The sequence below is a fragment of the Streptomyces sp. NPDC015125 genome (assembly GCF_043080045.1).
Classification (GTDB): domain Bacteria; phylum Actinomycetota; class Actinomycetes; order Streptomycetales; family Streptomycetaceae; genus Streptomyces.
In genome coordinates this window covers 36450-54467 of the sequence record NZ_JBIBVF010000005.1, presented here as the reverse complement: position 1 = coordinate 54467, position 18018 = coordinate 36450, and the positions used below count along the sequence as shown (strand labels likewise).

Below are 18018 nucleotides of genomic sequence, written 5' to 3'. Positions count from 1 at the left end.
TTGGCACGGGGACAGCGTCGGCGGAGGTGCGGTCCCGGATACGCCCGGTGATGGAGGCCGTGCCCGACTGCGACGTTCGAGATCTCCTGGAGACCTTCTCCTGCGATCACCCTCTTTGTCCGGCCTGCCTTCCTCCGTTCGGGCCGTCGTTGCCCGCCGAATCCACGCCGGGAAGCACCGTGATGTGCGGCACGCCGGTGCGCGGGTGCTCGGTCACCTCCGCCTCGACGCGGTAGACCTCGGCCAGAAGCGCGGGGGTGAACACCTCCGCCGGGGTTCCGGCCGCGACCACACGGCCGCCGTCCATCACACAGATCCGGTCACAGAAGGAAGCGGCCAGGTTGAGGTCGTGCAGCGCGACGACGGCGGTGACGCCGAGCCTTCGGACGAGCCGCAGCGCATCGAGCTGATGGCGCAGGTCCAGGTGGTTGGTCGGCTCGTCCAGCACCATCGTGCCCGTGCGCTGTGCGAGCGCACGGGCGATCAGGACCCGCTGCTTCTCCCCGCCCGAGAGGTGGTCGAACGGTGCGTGTGCCAGGGCACCGACGTGCAGTTCCTCCAGCGCTCGCAGGATGATGTCGCGGTCGTCCGCGTCATCGCCCGCGAAGGCCCGCTTGTGAGGCGTGCGGCCCATGGCGACCACGTCGTACACGGTGAGCTCGAAGTCCCCGGCGGTTTCCTGGAGGACGGCCGCCAGCCGCTGCGCGAGCCGTTTGCCGGGCATCCGCCAGACGTCCGTGCCGTCCAGCAAGACGCGGCCGGACGTGGGGCGCTGCGCCCGGTAGAACGTGCGCAGCAGCGTCGACTTGCCGGCCCCGTTGGGGCCCACGAGCGCCAGCATCTCACCGGGTGCCACGTGCAGGGACGCCTGGTGGACCAGGGGTTTGCCGTTCACCACGACGGAGACCTCCTGGGCGTCGAGCGCGCCTGCCGCCGCAATCGTGCTGTTCGTCACCGAGCCGCCCTCCGCCGCATCAACCACAGGAAAAACGGGCCGCCGACCAGGGCGGTGAGAATGCCGACGGGTATCTCCTCCGGACTCATCAGGGTGCGCGCGGCCAGGTCGGCGGCGATCAGGAAGGCCGCGCCCAGGAGCGCGGCGGCGGGCAGCGCACGGCGGTGGTCGGCGCCCACCAGCAGCCGCACCACGTGCGGCAGGATCAGCCCGACGAAGCCGATCTGCCCGCTGACCGCCACGATCGTGCCGATCATCAGCGCGACGAGGGTGAAGAGCGCGGCCCGAAAGCGGTGCACGTCCAGGCCGAGGGCCGCAGCGGCTTCCTCCCCGGCCAGCAGGAGGTTGAGCGAGCGGCAGACGCCGAGCAGGACCGCCGTCCCCAGCAGGACCGCGCCCACGGGTATCCACACCGTCGTCCAGGTGGTGCCGGCCAGCCCGCCGAGCATCCAGCGCAGTGCGGCCTGGGTCTTGTGCGGGTCGTTGGAGGTCACGAGGAGGAAGCTGGCCAGGGCGGAGAGCACTTCGGCCATGGCCACGCCCGCCAGCACCAGCCGCACCGTGGTCATCCTCCCGCCGGAGCGGGCCAGCAGATAGACGGCGACCAGCGCGGCCAGCGCGCCGCAGAATGCCGCGACGGGCAGGGAGAACATGCCGAACAGGGTCACGTTCAGCACCAGCACGAGCACCGCGCCGACCGATGCGCCCGACGAGACCCCGAGCAGCATCGGGTCGGCCAGCGGGTTGCGGACCAGGGCCTGCAGCGCCGCCCCGGACACGGACAGTCCCGCGCCCACGGCTCCGGCCAGCAGAACCCGGGGCAGCCGGACGTCGACGACGATCGTCTCGCGCACCGGGGTCCACGTCGGCTCGGCCAGCGCCGGATGCACCCGGTGCAGCAGGAGGCTCCAGACCTGGTCGGCCGGGATGGTGATCGAGCCGACCGCGATGCCGGCCGTCGCGGCGCCAACCAGCGCGACGCCCAGAAGAACGAGCACCAGGGAGTAGGGAATTCCGGGGCGGCGCCTGGCGAGCGGCCCGGGTATCTCCCGCCCACCGGGCCCTTCGCCGGGCCCTTCGCCGGGCCCTTCGCCGGGCCCTTCGCCGGGCCCTTCGACCGGCCCGGCCGCCTCCTTCACCTCCGTCACTTGAAGCGCCCGGGGTGGAGCTGGCGGGCCAGCGACTCCACGGCCGACGGGACCCGTACGCCGAGCACGGTGGACGACAGCGGCAGCACCGCGAAGCGCTTGTTCTTGATCGCCGGCACGTCCTTCAACGCCGGGTTGGACAGCAGGAACTTCTTCTTGTCCTCGGCGGACTGGTTGCCGTAGTCGTAGATGACGATGACATCGGGGGCCCGCTGTGCCACCTGCTCGAACGAGACGTCACCGAAGGGCTTGTCGAGGTCGGCGAAGAGGTTCACCCCGCCGGCCCGCTTGATCACCTCGTTGCCGATGCCCTTGCCGCCTGCGGTGAAGGCGGTCTTGTCGCCGCTGTCGTAGACGACGACCTTGAGCGGGGAAACACCGGAGAGCTTGCGCTGCACGCTGTCGAGCACGGTGTGCAGACTCCGCACCTGCCGTTCGGCTCGTTCCGGCACGCCGAAAATCTTGGCGACGGTACGGATCTCCTCGTCCATCCGGTCCATCGTCACAGGCCCCTTGGAGCACTCCTCGACGTTGAGATGAGTGTGGATCCCGGCCTTGGTGAAGGCGGCGCGGCTGCGCCCCTCCTTCTCGTCGAAGGTGCTGGCGAACCCGCCGTAGACGAAATCGGGTTCGGCCGCCAGAAGCGTCTCGAATGAGGGGTACTCCTTCGACAGGGTTTTGACCCTGTTGTAGGCGTCCCGGTACTGCGGGAGGATCGTGTCGTCCAGGTAGCCCGTGCCCACCATCGACTTCTCCAGCCCGAGTGCCAGCATGACCTCGGTCGCGTGCTGGTTCAGCGAGACGGCCCGCTGCGGCGGGCGCTGATAGGTGGTCCGCACCCCGCAGTTGGACACGGTGACGGGGAACCCCTTCGGGGCGGGGCCCGTTGACGAGGCGTCGGACTGCTTGACGGGGCCGCCACAGCCGGACACCGAGAAGGCCACGAGCGCGGTCAGCAGCAACGGCAGCGAGCGTCTGCTCTTCATTGGTGTTCCTTCCGGGCTTCTTCAGGAGGCGACGCACGCCGCACAGCGGGAGGCCATGCTTCCGCAAGTTATGTGTAACTGCGATCATCATGCAATCGGGGTGCCGAGGGGGAAGCGTGAGGGGAGAGGACGGTGGACGGAGGTGCCCAGGGGCCAAAGCAGCCGGCTCGCGCTGCGGGGCCCGGCTGCCGCGCGCATCACGCTTCCTTCCACGACTGACTCGCGCGAGGCACCCATGATGACCACCGACACGCTCGCTCGGATCTCCGCCATCGGCCCCTACTTCGCGGTGTCCTGCGGGCCACGGACCGACGCGCCGGACTTCTCGCCGCTCACCGACCTGTACGGGGATCAGGCAGCACTGGAGGCATACGTCACTGCCGTGGGCAAACGACTCGGCACCGGCCAACAACGGGTGGCCGCCTCGACCCTCCACATCGGAACGGCGGCCCGTCTGTGGTCGGTTGCCCTGGCCGCCACCGTACTGACAGGTGAGGTACCCGACCTCGCGCCCCAACGGCTGTGGTGGCGCACGGCCACATCCGGCCCGATCGACCTCTGGCTGCCCGAGATGATCTCGGTGTCCCGTGGCGACGACCTGCCCGGCGCCCTGTACGAGAGCATCGTCGTACGCAACCTGCGGCCGCTGGACGAGGCGATGCGCCGGTACTTCGGACTCTCGCCAAAGGTGCTGCAGGGCAACGTCACCTCCGCGCTCATGGGCGCCGTACGCACTCTGAACAGGCGCGCTCCGCACGCACCGCACCCGCCGCTCCCGCTCGCCACCGCCCTACTGGAACGGGAGCCCCTCGCGAGCGCGGGCACCCTCACCGTCCACCCCCTCGCATACCGTCGCCACAACTGCTGCCTCTACTACCGGGTCCCGGGCGCCGGGTACTGCGACGAGTGCGTCCTCGAACGCGGGGAGTGCACACCATCCAGTACCGAGAACCCGCGCAACAACTCCGCCACCATGTAGTCGCCCGTCCAGAGGGGCTGGGGCTCCCGCCCGCCAGGCCGGCACCGACCCCGGTCGCCGGTTTGCTATCGGCCGTCGCCGGGTGGCTGGGGCAACGCCCCGGGTACGCGGGTGAGGTGGAAGAAGAAGTCCGCGGGGGCTTCCTTTTTGTCCATCACGCACAGCAGGACGTTGTCGGTGAGCCGGCGGAAATGGTCGATGATGGGCAACTGGTCATAGACCATCGCCGTGGACTGCTTGCCGCGGTACATGACCTCGTGCAGTGTTGCGAGGCCCATCTCCTCGTACGAGAAGACCGTCCCGTCCTCGTCGCGGCACAGCAGCGGCTCCACGTGCGCTGCGTCGACGAACCGCTTGCCGTACCACTGCATCTGCGTCAGCAGCGCGGCGTTCTCGCTGGTGTGCTCGAACCCGCCGCCTTGCCAGGTGCCGATGAGGAGATCGGTGTCGACCGGTTCGAGCTGGTCGAAGAGCTCCGCCAGCTTCGCGTTGTCGTACTGCCCATTGGACGCGATGACGTCCAGAACTTCCTGCTCGATACTCATGGCCGGGGCCTCCGTCGGCTGGGGGACGAATGGTCTGTGCCGGGTGTGCGCGGCGCTGCCCGGTCCGCCCGGCAGGGGTGAGGTGGTGGCCCGGCCGGGCCGTACGGGGTCGAAGCGGTGGTACATCCGCGCATGCCAGAGCGCCACCCGTTCCAGTGCCACCGCGGAACCGTACCCGGCAGCGGTGAGCGGAGCCAGAGCCCGCCGGCAGTTTTCCAGCCCTTCCTCGGCGCGCCGGTACACCTCCTGCTCGGTCAGGCCCAGGGCGAGTGCGTCGCTCTTCCCCTCGGACCGTTCTCGTTGGTGGCCGCGCAGGTCATTGAGCAGGCGAATGGCGGTCGCGGCCTGGCGCAGCGCGCCGAGCAGCACCGGAAGGCGCCGGGGCAGACCTGGCTCGTCCATGAGGGCCCACAGAGCGGTGACCTGTTGTTCGACGCCGATGGTCCAGGCGCCGTGCCGTAGGTAGTCCGCCAGCCGGGGCATGCCGCGACCGTTGGCCGATGTCCGGGCCGACTCCCCTTCGTATCGCATGCCGACGAGCGTCTGGTGCATGCTTTTCCGCCAGACGGCGGTGAGTTCGGGCCGGCCATCGCGATACAGGTCTCGGACGATTTCCGCCAGCGCGCGCGCCAGGGGATCGTCGCTGCCGCTGCCGCTGCCGCTGCCGCTGCCGCTGCCGCTGCCGCTGCCGCTGCCGCCGTCGCTGTCGCGCCCCGCGAGGACGCCGTGCCAGGCCCGGACGCGGTTCGGGGTCCCGTCCGGGCCCGCGGAGCCCGCTGCATCCGGTGCGTCCAGGACATTGTCGATCGCCATCAGCCAGACGGTGAGCCGGGACACCTGGTAACAGGTCTCCGGAGGCAGCCAAGGGGTGAAGAACGCAGCCTGAAGACACATCAGGGGTACCAGCGCGGCGTCCACGGGCAGCCCGAGCTCTTTGAGCCAGATCTCCAGTCGCGGCATGCTCTGCAATGCGGCGGAGCATGTGTCCGCTATGGAGACGATCTCCCGGGGCGAGTGGCCGTGCGGTCGCGAAGTGTCCACACCGTCAGGCTACGTCCCGCGCTCGTGCGGGTTCCGGCGCGCCGTGCTTTTCGGCCCGCACCCGGGTCCGCGCACCCCCGGGCCGGTCGCACGCCGCTGCCGTGTCGCCTCGCCTGCCCCCGGAGAGCCGGCAGCGCGTCGGGCCGTCATCCAGGCCGGTGATCCAGGCCGGTGATCCAGGCCGGTGCGTCACGCCTACGAAGCGGAACGGAACTCGGGAAGACAGAGGCCAGATGTCAACAGGACCTGCGTCACCGTCCATACCGGACGCGCATCTATCGCCCCGGCTCGCCACACGTGTGAGCCGTGCGCTTGCCCTCGCCACTCGGCAAACACTCTCCACCCAGCGGGACAACGGTTCATGGTGGGCCACCCCCGCCGCTCGGATCACTGAGACCGCACTGTGCACGCTGGCCCTGGCACACTCTCCGCACCCCGGGGCCGACCGAGCCGCCGAGCGGGGCAGGGCGTGGCTCGCCAACGGGGCCGCCCCGCAGAACCACCATCCGGTGGCCCAGGCCGTGGAGGCCGCACTGCTGTCCCTGGCCCTGGACACCGGCGGCCCCATCGACGTGAGTCACCCCTCCTTCGCGGACCGGGCACTGTCGGCCCGAGCCCGGCTCCTACAGGCCATCGCCCTGTACAGCGGCCGGGCGACCAGTGGCGGCACCGGACCCACCGCGCTGCGTACCCGGCTGGCCACCGCGGTCGCAGCCCCGGAGCGGCTCAAGCACTGGACCCGGGTGGAACTCTGGTCCGCGCACGCACTGGTGGAGACCCACTTCGGCGACCGGGTATCCGCCCGGCACGCCGCCGCCAGGGTCGCCGACCAGCAATCCCCGTCGGGCGACTTCTTCGGCAATCCGGTCACCACCGCTCTCGCGGCGCTCGCGCTCCAGGCCGCCACCCCCGGGACAGCTGCCGCCCGCCGCTGCGCGGAGTACCTTCTCACCAGCCAGCTCCCCGACGGAACCTGGCGCTTTTCCACCAGCGACGTCTGGGACACCGCGCTGACCGTGCGTACCTTCCACGGCGCAGCGGCCTTCGACCGCCACGGGCTGCCGGCCGCCCTCACGTTCCTGGTCGCGGCACAGAACCCGGACGGCGGCTGGCCATACCGCTCGGGCGTCGAGTCCGACAACGACACCACCGCGGCCGTCCTGATCGCTCTGCGCGGCGCCGGCGGCGCGCCCGGCACGACGCTACGGGCCGGCCTCGGTCACCTGTACCGGCAGCAGACGGACGACGGTCTCTGGCCGACCTGGCAGTCCGCCGGGGACCCTCCGGTGGACGACGTGGTCGCCCATGTCGTCACCGCACTGGACTGCTGCTCCGGCCACCCCCGCGTGCCACTGGCCGCGGCGCGTCGCTGGCTCGGCGAACGCCTCGACAAACAGGGACGCTGGCACGCCGGGTGGTACCGGGGGCTGTCGTACGCCACCGCCGAGGTCCTTCCCGCCCTCGACGCGGCAGCACAGGGGGGCGGACACCCTGCCGCCCGGACTCTGGCCGAAACCCGTAATCCCGACGGCGGCTGGCCCGTCGAGGGGGCCGGCCCGAGCACTCCTGCCGCAACGGGACTGGCGCTCGCAGCCCTGGAACGTGGCGGCCTGCCCGCCGAGGAACACTGGGCGCCGGCGCTCGGCTACCTGGTGGAGACCCAGCGCGACGACGGCACCTGGCCGGGGGTACCGCTCATGTACGGACCGCGCCCCCTCGTCACGCACTACCCCACCCACACTCATGCGTTTGCCGCTGGCGGCCTCTTTGCCGGGCAGCGCCGCCTCCACACCGCTGCGGGGGTCAGCGCCTCCGCTGACGAGGAGGGCTGACATGCGGCCCGACTCGAGAAAGGCCGGCATGAGCAGCACCGGTGCACGGCTGACCGGCGGACCGGGACGGGCCGCTGCCGACGCGCTCACCGAAGCCCCCGTCGCCCCCGGCCGCCTGCCGCTGGCCGGTCACGCCCCGCGGATCCACCGCGACGCTCTGCGCTTCGTCCGCGAGCTGCGGCACCACGGACCGGTGACGAAGATCTACATCGGCCCCCGGGAGGTACATGTCGTCAACTCCCACGAAATCGTCCGGGAGTTGTTGACCGCACAGGCCCGCGCCTTCGACAAGGGCGCGATGTTCGAGGCCCTGCGCGTGCCTCTCGGGGACGGGCTGATCACCGCCGCGGGCGAGCGCCACCTCCGCCATCGCCGGCTGATGCAACCCGCCTTCCACCACGACCGGATCGCCGGCCAGGCCCGCATCATGTCCGAACGGTCCGTGGCGCTGGCCGCCGCCTGGGAGCCCGGCACCACTCGCGATCTGGTGCCGGAGATCCACCGCCTGACCCTCGACATCCTGCTGCGTACCCTCTTCGCGGACCCCCAGGACCCTGAACTGCGCCCCGCTGTCATGGACTGGCTCTCCGTCAAGTACCACTCGATGCGCCTGGCCCTCTCCCCGCTGCATGCCTGGGCGGAACGCCTCCCGCTGCTTCCGCGATGGCGGCCGCCGCACGCCGGCCCGCTGCGCCGGCTGGTGGCTGTCCAGCAGCGGATCATCGGGGCATACCGTGCCGACGGCCGGGACCGCGGCGATCTGCTGTCGATGCTCCTGGTCACGGGCGGCCCGGACGGTGGTCTGACCGACGCCGAAGTGACCGACGAGCTGATCACCCTGTTCCTGGCAGGGACCGGCACCGTCAGCGCATCCTTGGCCTGGGCGCTGCACGAGATCTCCCGCCGCCCCGAAGTCCAACGGCGGATCCACGACGAACTCGACGCCGTTCTCGCCGGGCGGCCCCCCGGCTTCGAGGACCTTCCCGCACTGGTCTACACACGACGGGTGCTGACCGAAGTGCTGCGGCTGCATCCGCCGTCGTGGCTGCTGATGCGCCGCGCGGTGCGGCCGGTCACCCTCGGCGGGGTACGGCTCTCCCCGGGCGCCGAGGTGTTCTTCAGTCCGTACGCCCTGCACCTCGATCCGCACCTGTACGAGAACCCGGCCCACTTCGACCCCGAGCGCTGGGCGCACGACGATGCCGCGAAGGCGCCGCGGCACACCTATCTGCCCTTCGGAGCTGGCAGCCGGCTGTGCATCGGGGAAGCCTTCGCCTGGACCGAACTGACCCTGGCACTGGCGGCGTTCACCGCTCACCGGCGCCTGACACCGGCCGGCTCCACCCCCGTGCGGACCCTGGTCGGCACCGTCCTGCGCCCGGACCGGCTGCCGCTCACGGCACATGCCCGCCCGTCGTGACCCGCACCTCCTCCCACGTCTGCCTCCCCACGCTTGCCCCTCTCCCCGTCAGGAGCCGCACATGTCAGCGCACGCCCAGATGCCAGGTGACGGACCACACCCGGGCCGCCTGCGGGACCGGGTCGCCCTGGTGACCGGAGGCGCCTCGGGGATCGGCGCCTCGTGTGCGCGGCGACTGGCCGCGGACGGCGCTGTGGTGGTGGTCGCCGACCTCGACGAGGACGGTGCGACCCGTGTGGCACGGCAGATCACCGCAGCCGGTGACACCGCCCTGCCCCGCCGCGTCGATGTCACCGACCCGGACAGCGTCACCGGCGTGGTCACGGAAGCCGCTGCCTTGCGCGGCGGTCTGCGGATCGCGGTCAACAGCGCCGGAGTCAACGGCCCCCTCAGCCCACTGGCCGAACTTCCGCCCGCCGACTTCGACACCGTGATGAGGGTGAACCTGTACGGCGTCTTCCACGCGATGCGCTGCCAGCTCCCCGCCATGGCCGACACCGGTGGCGTCGTCGTCAACGTCGCCTCCATAGCGGCACATTCGGGCTTCCGGGGGCACGCCGCCTACGCCGCCGCCAAACAGGGTGTCCTCGCCCTCACCCGGACCGCGGCGCGCGAATACGCCGGCCACGGCATCCGGGTCGTGTCGGTGTCACCAGGCATCGTCGACACCCCTATGGTCACCTCGCTGCCGCCCGGAGCCACCGACGGTCTCCTCACCGCCGTCCCCCTGCGGCGTACCGCGCGGCCCGCCGAAGTCGCCGCACTCATCGCGTTCCTGGTGTCCGACGACGCCTCGTACATGACGGGCAGCGACCATGTCGTCGACGGCGGCTACCTTGCCAAGTAGCCGACCGGAACGCCATCGCCGGCTCCACGATCGTGAAGATCCGTCCCTCGGCCGACGGCCACTGCCGGCCGAGGGCTCCGCGCCTCATACTCCAGCCGTAGATCGTGATCGGGCGTCGTGAGACGCTGCCCTTCATGATCGCCAAGCTGCAGTGTGTGGTGTTGGACTGTGCCGATGTCGTTGAGCTGTCCCGGTTCTACCAGTCGCTTCTCGGCGGTGTAGTGAATCAACCGGATCCGCGGTGGTCGCTCGGCGACGGCTGGGCGACGCTGCACACCGACGGGCTCGTGCTGGCCTTCCAGCGGGTGGAAGACCATCAGCCACCACGGTGGCCGGATCCCGCTCGGCCCCAGCAGTTCCACCTCGACCTGGGTGTCACGGACCTGGGCCGAGCTCAGAAGGACATCCTCGGTCTGGGCGCCTCGCTGCTCGACGAGGGGGACGGAAAGCGGAGCTGGCGCATCTTCGCGGATCCGGCAGGTCACCCGCTCTGTCTCGTCCGGGACTGACAGCAGACATCGAGGGGTGCGGCCACCGTTGATCATCGTGAGTTGTGTGGACTGACAATGAGACGGTGGTCGCAGGTCACAGCATGGATTCCGCCCGATGGCGGGAGGCGTTCGAGGTGGCCATGAGCCGGATCGTGGGCCGGTTCAGCCGCTATGAACCCCGCCTGCGGGCCGGGCGGCTGGTGCTCGGCCTGCTGTCGGACCTGCCGCGTAAAAACTGCTGGACGATCGCGGAGTGGGCCGGGGAAACCGGCCCGCACGGCATGCAGCATCTGCTGTGCCGGGCCTCCTGGGACGCCGATGCCGTCCGCGACGACGTGCGCGAATACGTCGTCGAGCATCTCCATGACCAGGCCGCGGTGCTGGTCGTGGACGAGACCGGCGACGTCAAGAAGGGCACCCGCACCGTGGGTGTCCAGCGCCAGTACACCGGCACGGCCGGGCGGATCGAGAATTCCCAGGTCGCCGTCTACCTCGTCTACGCCGGCGCCCGGGGACACGCGGCGGTGGAGCGGGGGGCTGTACATCCCCCGCTCCTGGACGTGCGATCCGGACCGCTGCCGGGCCGCGGGGCTCGGCGCGGACACCACCTTCGCGAGCAAGCCGGAACTGGCCGTTACCGCCGCCAGCCCCAGCACAGCCGTCTTGCCCATACCGGCCTCGCCGACCACGAACGCCGCCTGCCCCACACCTGACGACGCCGATGCCGCCAGTCCTCTCAATGTCGCCGTCTCGGCCCGACGGGTGCGGAGGCAGCTGGTGATCTCTCGGTGCGTGAATGTCGGGCAGAAATGACGGCGGTGCCACAGGGCGACGAAGAAAAGGGAAGGCGGCAACCTCGGACCGTTGGCAGGATGTCCGCATTCAACGCCCGAGGGGAAAGGACCCGACGACCGTGGCCCGTGCCATCACTTTGATCCGCTCTGCTTCCCTGTCCGACGTCGCCGAGTACGCCTACGCGGCCACCGCACCCGCCGAGTCACGACTGATCTTCCTCGCCGGGGCGTGTCCGCTGAACGACGACGGCTCCACGGCAGCGATCGGGGACTACGCGGGCCAGGCAGCGAAAGCCATCGAGAACATGCAGACAGCCCTCACTGCCTCCGGTGCGTCGCTCCAGGACGTCATCAGTACAAGAGTTCTCGTCGCATCGGCCCGGCGGGAGGACCTGGTGGCTGCCTGGGAGGTGGTCCGGGACTCGTTCGCCGACCATGATGTCCCCAGCACCTTGATGGGCGTCACCGTGCTCGGCTACCAGGACCAACTCGTCGAGATCGAGGCCGTCGCCGCCGTGCTCGATTCTTGAGGCCCATCGGCACACTGTGCCGGCCGAACGCGGCCTTGGGCCGGAAGCGCCGATCTGGGGACACCGCGAACGAGGGACGGCTATCCGTCCGTCAGGGCGGCCGTGTAGGGGAGGGCGCGGTGGCGTTCGCCGGATCCACCAAGCAGGCCGCGCACGGCACCAGCCGGGGTTTCGACGACCGGATCTGCCTGTCGGGGCACGGGAACGCTTCCTTTTTGGAGGGGGAGAGCCAGGAGATGCGGGGGAAGCCCGCCCACTCCTTGAGCGCGAACTGCGGGCCGCTGCCCGCGACCTCCGTGGCGCCTCGGCCGCCGAAGTGCGCCGGGAAGACGAGCGCGTTGTTCTCGGCGGCGCGACCGAGCAGCTTGTGTCCGGTGGCGCGGGACTCCGCCGGGTCCTCGCAGAAGCAGGAATTGGTGTCCGGAGGTCGAACTCGCGGTGCCGTAGAAACTGACGGCTGGTCGCCTGCGGGACGGGCGGCCGCCGTAGTTCTCTGGCGCGTGTGCGTCCCTCGCGTCGCCATCGTCGGTGGTCGGCCAGGGCGCAGGCGCATGTCGACGGTGATCTGGACGCACCAACTCCCTTGAGCAGGAGCAGGGTTGTGGCTGCGAGGTGCGTGGGGGCTGTGAAGAGTTCGGGCACGACTCTCGGGATTCGGTCACGGGAGCGGAAGACTCGGAGGGCCCACTCGGCGCTTTCGGACAGGTCGGGCGCCGACCTATGCGATGGGAGACCGATCAATGATGTTCACTCTGGTACGGAGCAGAGTGCGGAGGGCCGCGCTCACGCTCTCGGCCGTCGCGGCCCTTGCCTTCGGCGCGACCGCCACGACCGGCGCAGCAGCGGCCCCCGCACCCGCGAAACAGGGGCCGACCTCGGTGGCGTACGTCGAGGTGAACAACAACAGCATGCTGAACGTCGGCAAGTACACCCTCGCCAACGGCGGCGGCAACGTCTTCGACGTTGCCGTGATCTTCGCGGCGAACATCAACTACGACACGGGCACGAAGGCGGCGCAGCTGTACTTCAACGAGAACGTGCAGCGCGTCCTCGACAACGCCGCCACGGAGTTACGGCCGCTGCAGCAGAAGGGCATCAAGGTCGTCCTCTCGGTGCTCGGCAACCACCAGGGCGCGGGCTTCGCCAACTTCCCGTCGCAGCAAGCGGCTTCGGCGTTCGCGAAACAACTGTCGGACACCGTGGCCGAGTACGGCCTCGACGGCATCGATTTCGATGACGAGTACGCCGAGTACGGCAACAACGGCACCGGCCGGCCCAACGACAGCTCGTTCGTGTACCTGGTGACGGCGCTGCGCGCGCACATGCCGGGCAAGATCATCAGCCTCTACAACATCGGCCCGGCCGCGTCGCGTCTCTCCTGCGGTGGCGTCGACGTCTCGTCCGAGTTCGACTACGCCTGGAACCCGTACTACGGCACGTGGCAGGTCCCTGGCATCACACTGCCCAAGTCGAAGCTGTCACCGGCGGCCGTCGAGATCGGCGGAACCTCGCAGAGCACGGTCGCCGACCTCGCCCGCCGCACCGTCAGCGAGGGGTACGGCGTCTATCTGACGTACAACCTCGACGGCGCCGACCGCAGCGCCGACGTCTCCGCGTTCACCAGGGAGCTGTACGGCAGTGACGCCGTCTACACGCCGTAGGGCGACCGCACGCCCCAGTGCGCGGCGCTCCTTCCGGCTTGCCGTATCCCGTAGGGCCGCGATCCGTGCAGGCCGCGCTCTTGACAACGATGTTGGGGGCGCGGTGCGGGTTGACCATGCACCTTCGTGCGCCCCCGAGACGCGGCTGCTGTGCCGGGACCACGGGTAAGTGCTGTCCCGGGCCGGGGGCCTGACTCATGAGAGCCGGATACCGCCACCTGCTCAAAGTCGCCCGAGGGCTGGGCGCGATACGCAGGGCCGGGATGCGGAGGGCCGGGGTGGAGGTCGTCTCCGTTCGAGCGCCCGGGGGATCGGTGGGCGGGCGCGCATGCTTTCGCAGGCCGTCATCGTGCTGCCCGACCACCGTGACACCAGCCCGGTGCCGGCGCGCAACGCCCCTCCGTGATCCGCGAAATGCTCGCCTCGGTCAGTGCGGGCACGGGGCCGGCCGTGGGGTAGGAACGCGAGGACAGGGGGAAACTGGCTGATGCAAGGGCGAGTCGAGCGAGTCGAGGGGCCTCTCGGAGAGACGCGAAGGCAGGACGTGGAACAGGAGCCACCGTTATGCGCATCCCCGGCCCCGAGCACCAGGAGGACGGCGGGCTGAGCGCCATTGCGGCTGCGGGCGGGCTGCACCGGTACCAGTTACGCCTGCACGAGGCACACGGACCCGTCGTGCGCTTCCAACTGCCGGGCGCGGACACGGCCGTGTCGGTCGCCGATCCCGTGCTCCTGGAGGCCACGGCGCACATCGACACGCGGCCCGAGGAGCTGTTCGCGTTCCTGGACCCGCTGTGCGAGGCCGGCAACCTGCAAGTGCTACCCGCCGACGAGCACACTCCCTGGCGCCGACTCCTGCTCTCGGTGCTCGCCGGACGGCCGGCTCACGAGCGGCATTTCGCGCGATTCACCGAGCTGGCGCGGGAACTCGCGGACCGCTGGGCGGGGCAGGCCGACGGCGAACCCGTCGAGCTGCAACAGGAGTTGACCGCGCTGTCGCTCCGTATGATCTGCGGGTTCGCGCTCGGCGGCGCGGAGACCGACACGGACCGGGTCGTCGCCGCGTTCGAGGACGTGCTCACCGAGCACCTCGGGCGGCTCTACCAGGTGCCGCGGGCCGCGCCGCGCTCGGCGGAGCGGGCCGAGGTGGCCCTTGCCTATCTGCGCGCGACGGTCGACCGCGTGGTGGCGGCGCACCGCTCGGGCGGCCGCACCGACCGCAGCGACCTGATCGGGGCGCTCGTCGAGGCCGGTCAGAGCCCGGCGCGGATCCGGGACACCGTGATGGTGACGCTGCTCGCCGCCCACCACACCACCGGTGTCGCCGTCTCGTGGACGCTGCACCTGCTGGGCCGCCACCCCGACGCGGCCGATCGCGTCGCCGCCGAACTGGACCAGGTGTTGGGCGAGCGCGCCACGCCCGATTACGGTGATCTGCGGCGGCTCACGTATCTGGACATGGTGCTCAAGGAGTCGATGCGCCTGTTCCCGCCCGGCCCGTACGGCGCACGCGAGACGACCGAGGACCTGGTTCTGGGCCCGTACGAGATCCCGGCCGGGACGACGGTGTTCTATCCGTTCTGGGCGGTGCACCTGAACCCTGAGCACTGGCCCGAGCCGGAGCGGTTCGACCCCGAGCGGTTCACGCCGCAGGAGGTGGCCAAGCGGCCGCGGCTCGCGTACGTCCCCTTCGGGATCGGGCCACGCAGCTGCGAGGGCGCCGCTTTGGCCACGGTCGAGGCCCAGCTTGTCCTGGCCGTCCTCCTCAAGCGCCTGCGCTTCCGGCCCGCCCCGGGGAACGAAGTGACGCCGGTGGAACGGTTCGTGCTGTGGGCACGGGACGGGATCCGGATGACGGTGCGGCCACGGGACCTCTAGGGCCTGTCCGATGGGTCCAGGTCGGAAGGTCGCGGCGTCTGGTGCACTGCGTTCTCCCCCTCGCCTCAAGGGCGCGGGGGCACCCCCTCGTACTCTCCGTCTCGGCTCTTCCTTCGCTCCACGGATGGTGAGCTACATCGCACGGCGCCGGAGTGGCCCGATAGCGGAGCTGTCGGGAGGTGTCGGCAACGCCGCGTGGGGGGCACCTCCCAGCGTTGGCTGGGGGAGTGCCGTGCCAGGCGCCGCGGGCCCGGCCATGCCCCGTCTGACAACACAGCTGGCGCGCCGTCGACGCTCCGGTCGCCGGCTCACGCGCTGGGCCCCAGCGGGTGAGCCCAAGCGCAGTTGTGACCGGCGGAGCCGGATGAGCCTGCGGGCCGGACCGGCCGTCCGGGCCCAGCTGCTGCACCTGCTGTGGTGCCGGCGTCGGCGGACCTGGTCAGCCGTCAGTTCAACGCAGTGCCGCCAATGATCGGCGTCTTGCGCACCGAAGTGACGTACGGCCTTCACGACGGCTTGCCGCGCGTAGGGGCAGCTGTCGTACCCGTTCGGTGACCGCTTTCCGCAAGCCCGGATCCGATCGGGCGCCGGGCTGCGGGGGGGGGAGAGAGCGGGGAACGGTCCGGGCCGCAGGCGGGTTAGGCATCGGAAGTGATGCCGGTGCTCGTTCTAGGACCCGGATTTCCGGTGGCGCTCCCGAGCCGATGCCGCCTGCTGATCGAGCGCGTCGTCGGCCCAGGCTCGCGGCGGCCGCGCGCTGTTCACCGCCAGTAACCCTTGGGGCGTCTGGGTGCGTGTACCGGGCGTTGTGTTTGTGCTGGTGAGCGCCGGGGAGTGTGCGCCTGGCGTGGTGCGGTTGTGTATATGTCTGTGTTTTGTAACACCAAATCTGATTTCTTCCCTCAAGGTGGGACCAGCCGCCACTGTGTGGGAGCCCAGTCAAACCGGCCGGGTATCCGGTTTCCGGCACCTCGTCGTGGGTGCCGTATCCAGGGGGTTTTCGTGCTCCGTAACACTTCACGTATTGCTGCCGCGGTCTTCGGCTCCGTGGCTCTGGCGGCCACCGTCGTCCTCCCGGCCGCCGCGGCCGGCCACGGCCGTGCTCCGGCTCCGCATCACCGCTCGGCAGTGGTGCTCGGTGCGATCCAGTACGACAGCCCCGGGCGGGACGACCACTCCAACCGGAGCCTGAACGCCGAGTATGTGACGGTGAAGAACAACGGCCGTACGGCGGTCAACCTGCGTGGCTGGACCCTCTCGGACCGCGCCGGCCACACCTACCGCTTCGGCAACGTCCGGCTCGGCGGCCACTCGCAGGTCCGTGTCCACACGGGCATCGGCCGTGACAATCGCTGGGACCTCTTCCAGGACCGTCGTGACTATGTTTGGGACAACCACAGGGGCACCGCGGTCCTGAGCAACGATCACCGCCGGGTCGTGGATTCTGAAAGCTGGGGTCACCGCGGCCACGGTGGGCACAACCACTGATCAGCTCGAACCGGCCGGTGAGAGGTGATGTCGTCTTGCCGGCCACCCGGTGCGCCGCAGGTTCCTGCACCTGCGGCGCACCGCCATGTTCCGGCCTGTCTGCCTGTCTGCCTGTCTGCCTTGCCCGGACCCGGCCCGGCCCGGCGCGACCCGAGTCGGATGACGGGAGGCGGAGGGAGTGGCCGAGCAAACCAGGCGCGGTCCTCAGCCGAAGCGCAACCGTCCGCACGGCTCGCCGTCGAGCCATTCGTCGCCTTCGTGTTCCGCGATGAGCGCCGACAGCTGGTCCTTGACCGCCGGCACCGCCTCGTCATCGCTGTCGGCGAGCAGCAGCAGGACCTGTCCGCTGTTGCCCGACGGGGTGCAGACGAGTTCCGGCACTGCCATGGACATGCCCCGCGCAAGGACCATCGTCGGAAAGCACTCCAGTGCGCCGAAGCCCGCCTGGTAGGCCCCGTAGTCTCTTCTCCGCCCCCAGCGGAGGCCGGCATGCTCCGCGAGCGCCGGGTACTACGCACAGCCCGCCCAATTCGCTGAGGTCGCGGACGTCGTTCTCTGCGGAAAGGGGCCTGAGCGGCAGCGCGGCCTGGGCTTGCAGCGGGCTGGTCACGCGTCGGACAGGTCCGCTACCACTCCGGACTTCCAGCGTAGAGGGTGGTGAGCAGCGGTATCAGTCCTCTCACTCCCCGGTCATGTCCGGCCCTCAGGATCGCCCCGAACTGCGAGTAGCTGGTGACTGCCCATTTGTCGTTGTGCAGCCCGCCCGGATAGAGCTGGTCCATGGGCTTTCCGTAGCCGTCGAGGACGACGAACCGCACCGGCAGTTCTGGGTCGGTCTCGTGCATCCATCGAGGCCAGTAGCCACTGGTCGCGGCCTCATAGACCTGGTCGGTCTGCCAAAGAGCCTCGGGGTTCTTCCGGTACCCCGGAGCGTGCGAGGGGGAGGCGAAGCGCTTGTGCTCGATCACAACGAGTTCGCGACGATCGCGTTGTTGGGCTTCGATCACGAGATCGACGCCGCTGGTCGGCCAGTAGGCCGACAAGGGCGTGGCATCGCCAGTCCGCATTGATGGATGGAGGCCGGTGACCAGAGCGCGGCACACGGACGGGGCGGACTCCGGATCCAGAAGGCCGGCCAGGACAAGCCCGGTGAAAGGATCCTCCGTCACGGGATAAGGATGCTCGTCGAGCTCGTATTCCCGCATCCATTTCCGATGTGCCGCATGGTCGTCGCGCAACCTCCGTCTCTGGTCCGCGGTGGGAGCTGAGAAAGACATGCGCCGGATGCTGTCAGGGCTTCGCTCGTCAGGAAAGGGATTCGCCTCTCCGAACCGGCCCTTCCCTCGACTGCTCAACTCGCCGGATCGGCCGCTCACTCGCCAACTGAAGCGCTCAGGCACGCCAGTGCGCTTCCCCCGCGTTC

Annotated in this window: 15 protein-coding genes and 2 pseudogenes; 10 read left to right on the top strand and 7 right to left on the bottom strand. The window is 70.1% G+C overall.

Annotation, left to right across the window (positions count from 1 at the left end; translation table 11 throughout):
- Positions 1-106: 106 nt before the first annotated feature.
- The 3 genes from ACF088_RS14490 to ACF088_RS14480 all read right to left on the bottom strand — a co-directional run bounded on the left by ACF088_RS14490 (position 107) and on the right by ACF088_RS14480 (position 3089).
- Positions 107-982 carry an ABC transporter ATP-binding protein gene (locus ACF088_RS14490; protein WP_392376087.1) on the bottom strand — a complete coding sequence of 292 codons (876 nt, stop codon included), beginning with the start codon at positions 980-982 and terminating at the stop codon, positions 107-109.
- Positions 952-2001 (bottom strand): FecCD family ABC transporter permease, encoded by a 1050-nt coding sequence (locus ACF088_RS14485; protein WP_392376346.1) that lies wholly within the window; start codon positions 1999-2001, stop codon positions 952-954. Before ACF088_RS14485 ends, ACF088_RS14490 begins: the two co-directional genes overlap by 31 nt.
- A gap of 98 nt (positions 2002-2099) precedes the next feature.
- Positions 2100-3089 (bottom strand): ABC transporter substrate-binding protein, encoded by a 990-nt coding sequence (locus tag ACF088_RS14480; protein WP_392376086.1) that lies wholly within the window; start codon positions 3087-3089, stop codon positions 2100-2102.
- A 238-nt stretch (positions 3090-3327) separates the two neighbouring features.
- Between ACF088_RS14480 and ACF088_RS14475 the strand changes: the two genes are divergently transcribed.
- Positions 3328-4068 (top strand): (2Fe-2S)-binding protein, encoded by a 741-nt coding sequence (locus ACF088_RS14475; protein WP_392376085.1) that lies wholly within the window; start codon positions 3328-3330, stop codon positions 4066-4068.
- Positions 4069-4133: 65 nt separating this feature from the next.
- On the opposite strand, the gene ACF088_RS14470 is transcribed toward ACF088_RS14475, so the two are convergent.
- Positions 4134-5654, bottom strand: coding sequence for a DUF4334 domain-containing protein (locus tag ACF088_RS14470; RefSeq protein ID WP_392376084.1), 1521 nt, complete (start codon positions 5652-5654; stop codon positions 4134-4136).
- A gap of 299 nt (positions 5655-5953) precedes the next feature.
- Here ACF088_RS14470 and ACF088_RS14465 point away from each other — a divergent pair, with 299 nt between their 5' ends.
- The 6 genes and pseudogenes from ACF088_RS14465 (at position 5954) to ACF088_RS14440 (ending at position 11568) form a co-directional block, all read left to right on the top strand.
- Positions 5954-7486, top strand: a complete 1533-nt coding sequence (locus ACF088_RS14465; protein ID WP_392376083.1) for a prenyltransferase/squalene oxidase repeat-containing protein — start codon at positions 5954-5956, stop codon at positions 7484-7486.
- A 28-nt stretch (positions 7487-7514) separates the two neighbouring features.
- On the top strand, positions 7515-8906 hold the full coding sequence (locus tag ACF088_RS14460; protein ID WP_392376082.1) for a cytochrome P450: 1392 nt from the start codon (positions 7515-7517) through the stop codon (positions 8904-8906).
- A 61-nt stretch (positions 8907-8967) separates the two neighbouring features.
- On the top strand, positions 8968-9753 hold the full coding sequence (locus ACF088_RS14455; protein ID WP_392376081.1) for an SDR family NAD(P)-dependent oxidoreductase: 786 nt from the start codon (positions 8968-8970) through the stop codon (positions 9751-9753).
- Positions 9754-9887: 134 nt separating this feature from the next.
- Positions 9888-10262: a VOC family protein gene (locus ACF088_RS14450; RefSeq protein ID WP_392376080.1), complete on the top strand. Its 375-nt coding sequence runs from the start codon at positions 9888-9890 to the stop codon at positions 10260-10262.
- Positions 10263-10384: 122 nt separating this feature from the next.
- Positions 10385-10877 (top strand): annotated as a pseudogene (locus ACF088_RS14445) (IS701 family transposase); the annotation flags it as partial.
- Between the two features lie 280 nt (positions 10878-11157).
- Positions 11158-11568: a RidA family protein gene (locus ACF088_RS14440; protein WP_392376079.1), complete on the top strand. Its 411-nt coding sequence runs from the start codon at positions 11158-11160 to the stop codon at positions 11566-11568.
- Positions 11569-11812: 244 nt separating this feature from the next.
- Here ACF088_RS14440 and ACF088_RS14435 read toward each other — a convergent pair.
- Positions 11813-11992: pseudogene (locus tag ACF088_RS14435) on the bottom strand (MBL fold metallo-hydrolase); the annotation flags it as partial.
- A gap of 319 nt (positions 11993-12311) precedes the next feature.
- Between ACF088_RS14435 and ACF088_RS14430 the strand changes: the two are divergent.
- The 3 genes from ACF088_RS14430 to ACF088_RS14420 all read left to right on the top strand — a co-directional run bounded on the left by ACF088_RS14430 (position 12312) and on the right by ACF088_RS14420 (position 16595).
- Positions 12312-13229: an endo-beta-N-acetylglucosaminidase H gene (locus tag ACF088_RS14430; protein ID WP_392376345.1), complete on the top strand. Its 918-nt coding sequence runs from the start codon at positions 12312-12314 to the stop codon at positions 13227-13229.
- A 564-nt stretch (positions 13230-13793) separates the two neighbouring features.
- Complete coding sequence (locus ACF088_RS14425; RefSeq protein WP_392376078.1) at positions 13794-15107, top strand: cytochrome P450; 1314 nt, start codon at positions 13794-13796, stop codon at positions 15105-15107.
- 1002 nt (positions 15108-16109) lie between these two features.
- Complete coding sequence (locus tag ACF088_RS14420; RefSeq protein WP_392376077.1) at positions 16110-16595, top strand: lamin tail domain-containing protein; 486 nt, start codon at positions 16110-16112, stop codon at positions 16593-16595.
- 204 nt (positions 16596-16799) lie between these two features.
- On the opposite strand, the gene ACF088_RS14415 is transcribed toward ACF088_RS14420, so the two are convergent.
- Together ACF088_RS14415 and ACF088_RS14410 are read right to left on the bottom strand one after the other, a co-directional pair.
- Positions 16800-16988 (bottom strand): hypothetical protein, encoded by a 189-nt coding sequence (locus ACF088_RS14415; RefSeq protein ID WP_392376076.1) that lies wholly within the window; start codon positions 16986-16988, stop codon positions 16800-16802.
- A gap of 233 nt (positions 16989-17221) precedes the next feature.
- A complete protein-coding gene (locus tag ACF088_RS14410; RefSeq protein ID WP_392376075.1) occupies positions 17222-17833 on the bottom strand; it encodes a hypothetical protein in 612 nt (203 codons plus the stop codon).
- Positions 17834-18018: the final 185 nt, after the last annotated feature.

Coding starts and splice junctions, on each gene's coding strand:
- ACF088_RS14480 (WP_392376086.1), bottom strand. CDS start 3,089: ATGAAGAGCAGACGCTCGCTGCCGTTGCTGCTGACCGCGCTCGTGGCC.
- ACF088_RS14425 (WP_392376078.1), top strand. CDS start 13,794: ATGCGCATCCCCGGCCCCGAGCACCAGGAGGACGGCGGGCTGAGCGCC.
- ACF088_RS14475 (WP_392376085.1), top strand. CDS start 3,328: ATGACCACCGACACGCTCGCTCGGATCTCCGCCATCGGCCCCTACTTC.
- ACF088_RS14455 (WP_392376081.1), top strand. CDS start 8,968: ATGTCAGCGCACGCCCAGATGCCAGGTGACGGACCACACCCGGGCCGC.
- ACF088_RS14450 (WP_392376080.1), top strand. CDS start 9,888: ATGATCGCCAAGCTGCAGTGTGTGGTGTTGGACTGTGCCGATGTCGTT.
- ACF088_RS14460 (WP_392376082.1), top strand. CDS start 7,515: ATGAGCAGCACCGGTGCACGGCTGACCGGCGGACCGGGACGGGCCGCT.
- ACF088_RS14430 (WP_392376345.1), top strand. CDS start 12,312: ATGTTCACTCTGGTACGGAGCAGAGTGCGGAGGGCCGCGCTCACGCTC.
- ACF088_RS14415 (WP_392376076.1), bottom strand. CDS start 16,988: ATGTCCATGGCAGTGCCGGAACTCGTCTGCACCCCGTCGGGCAACAGC.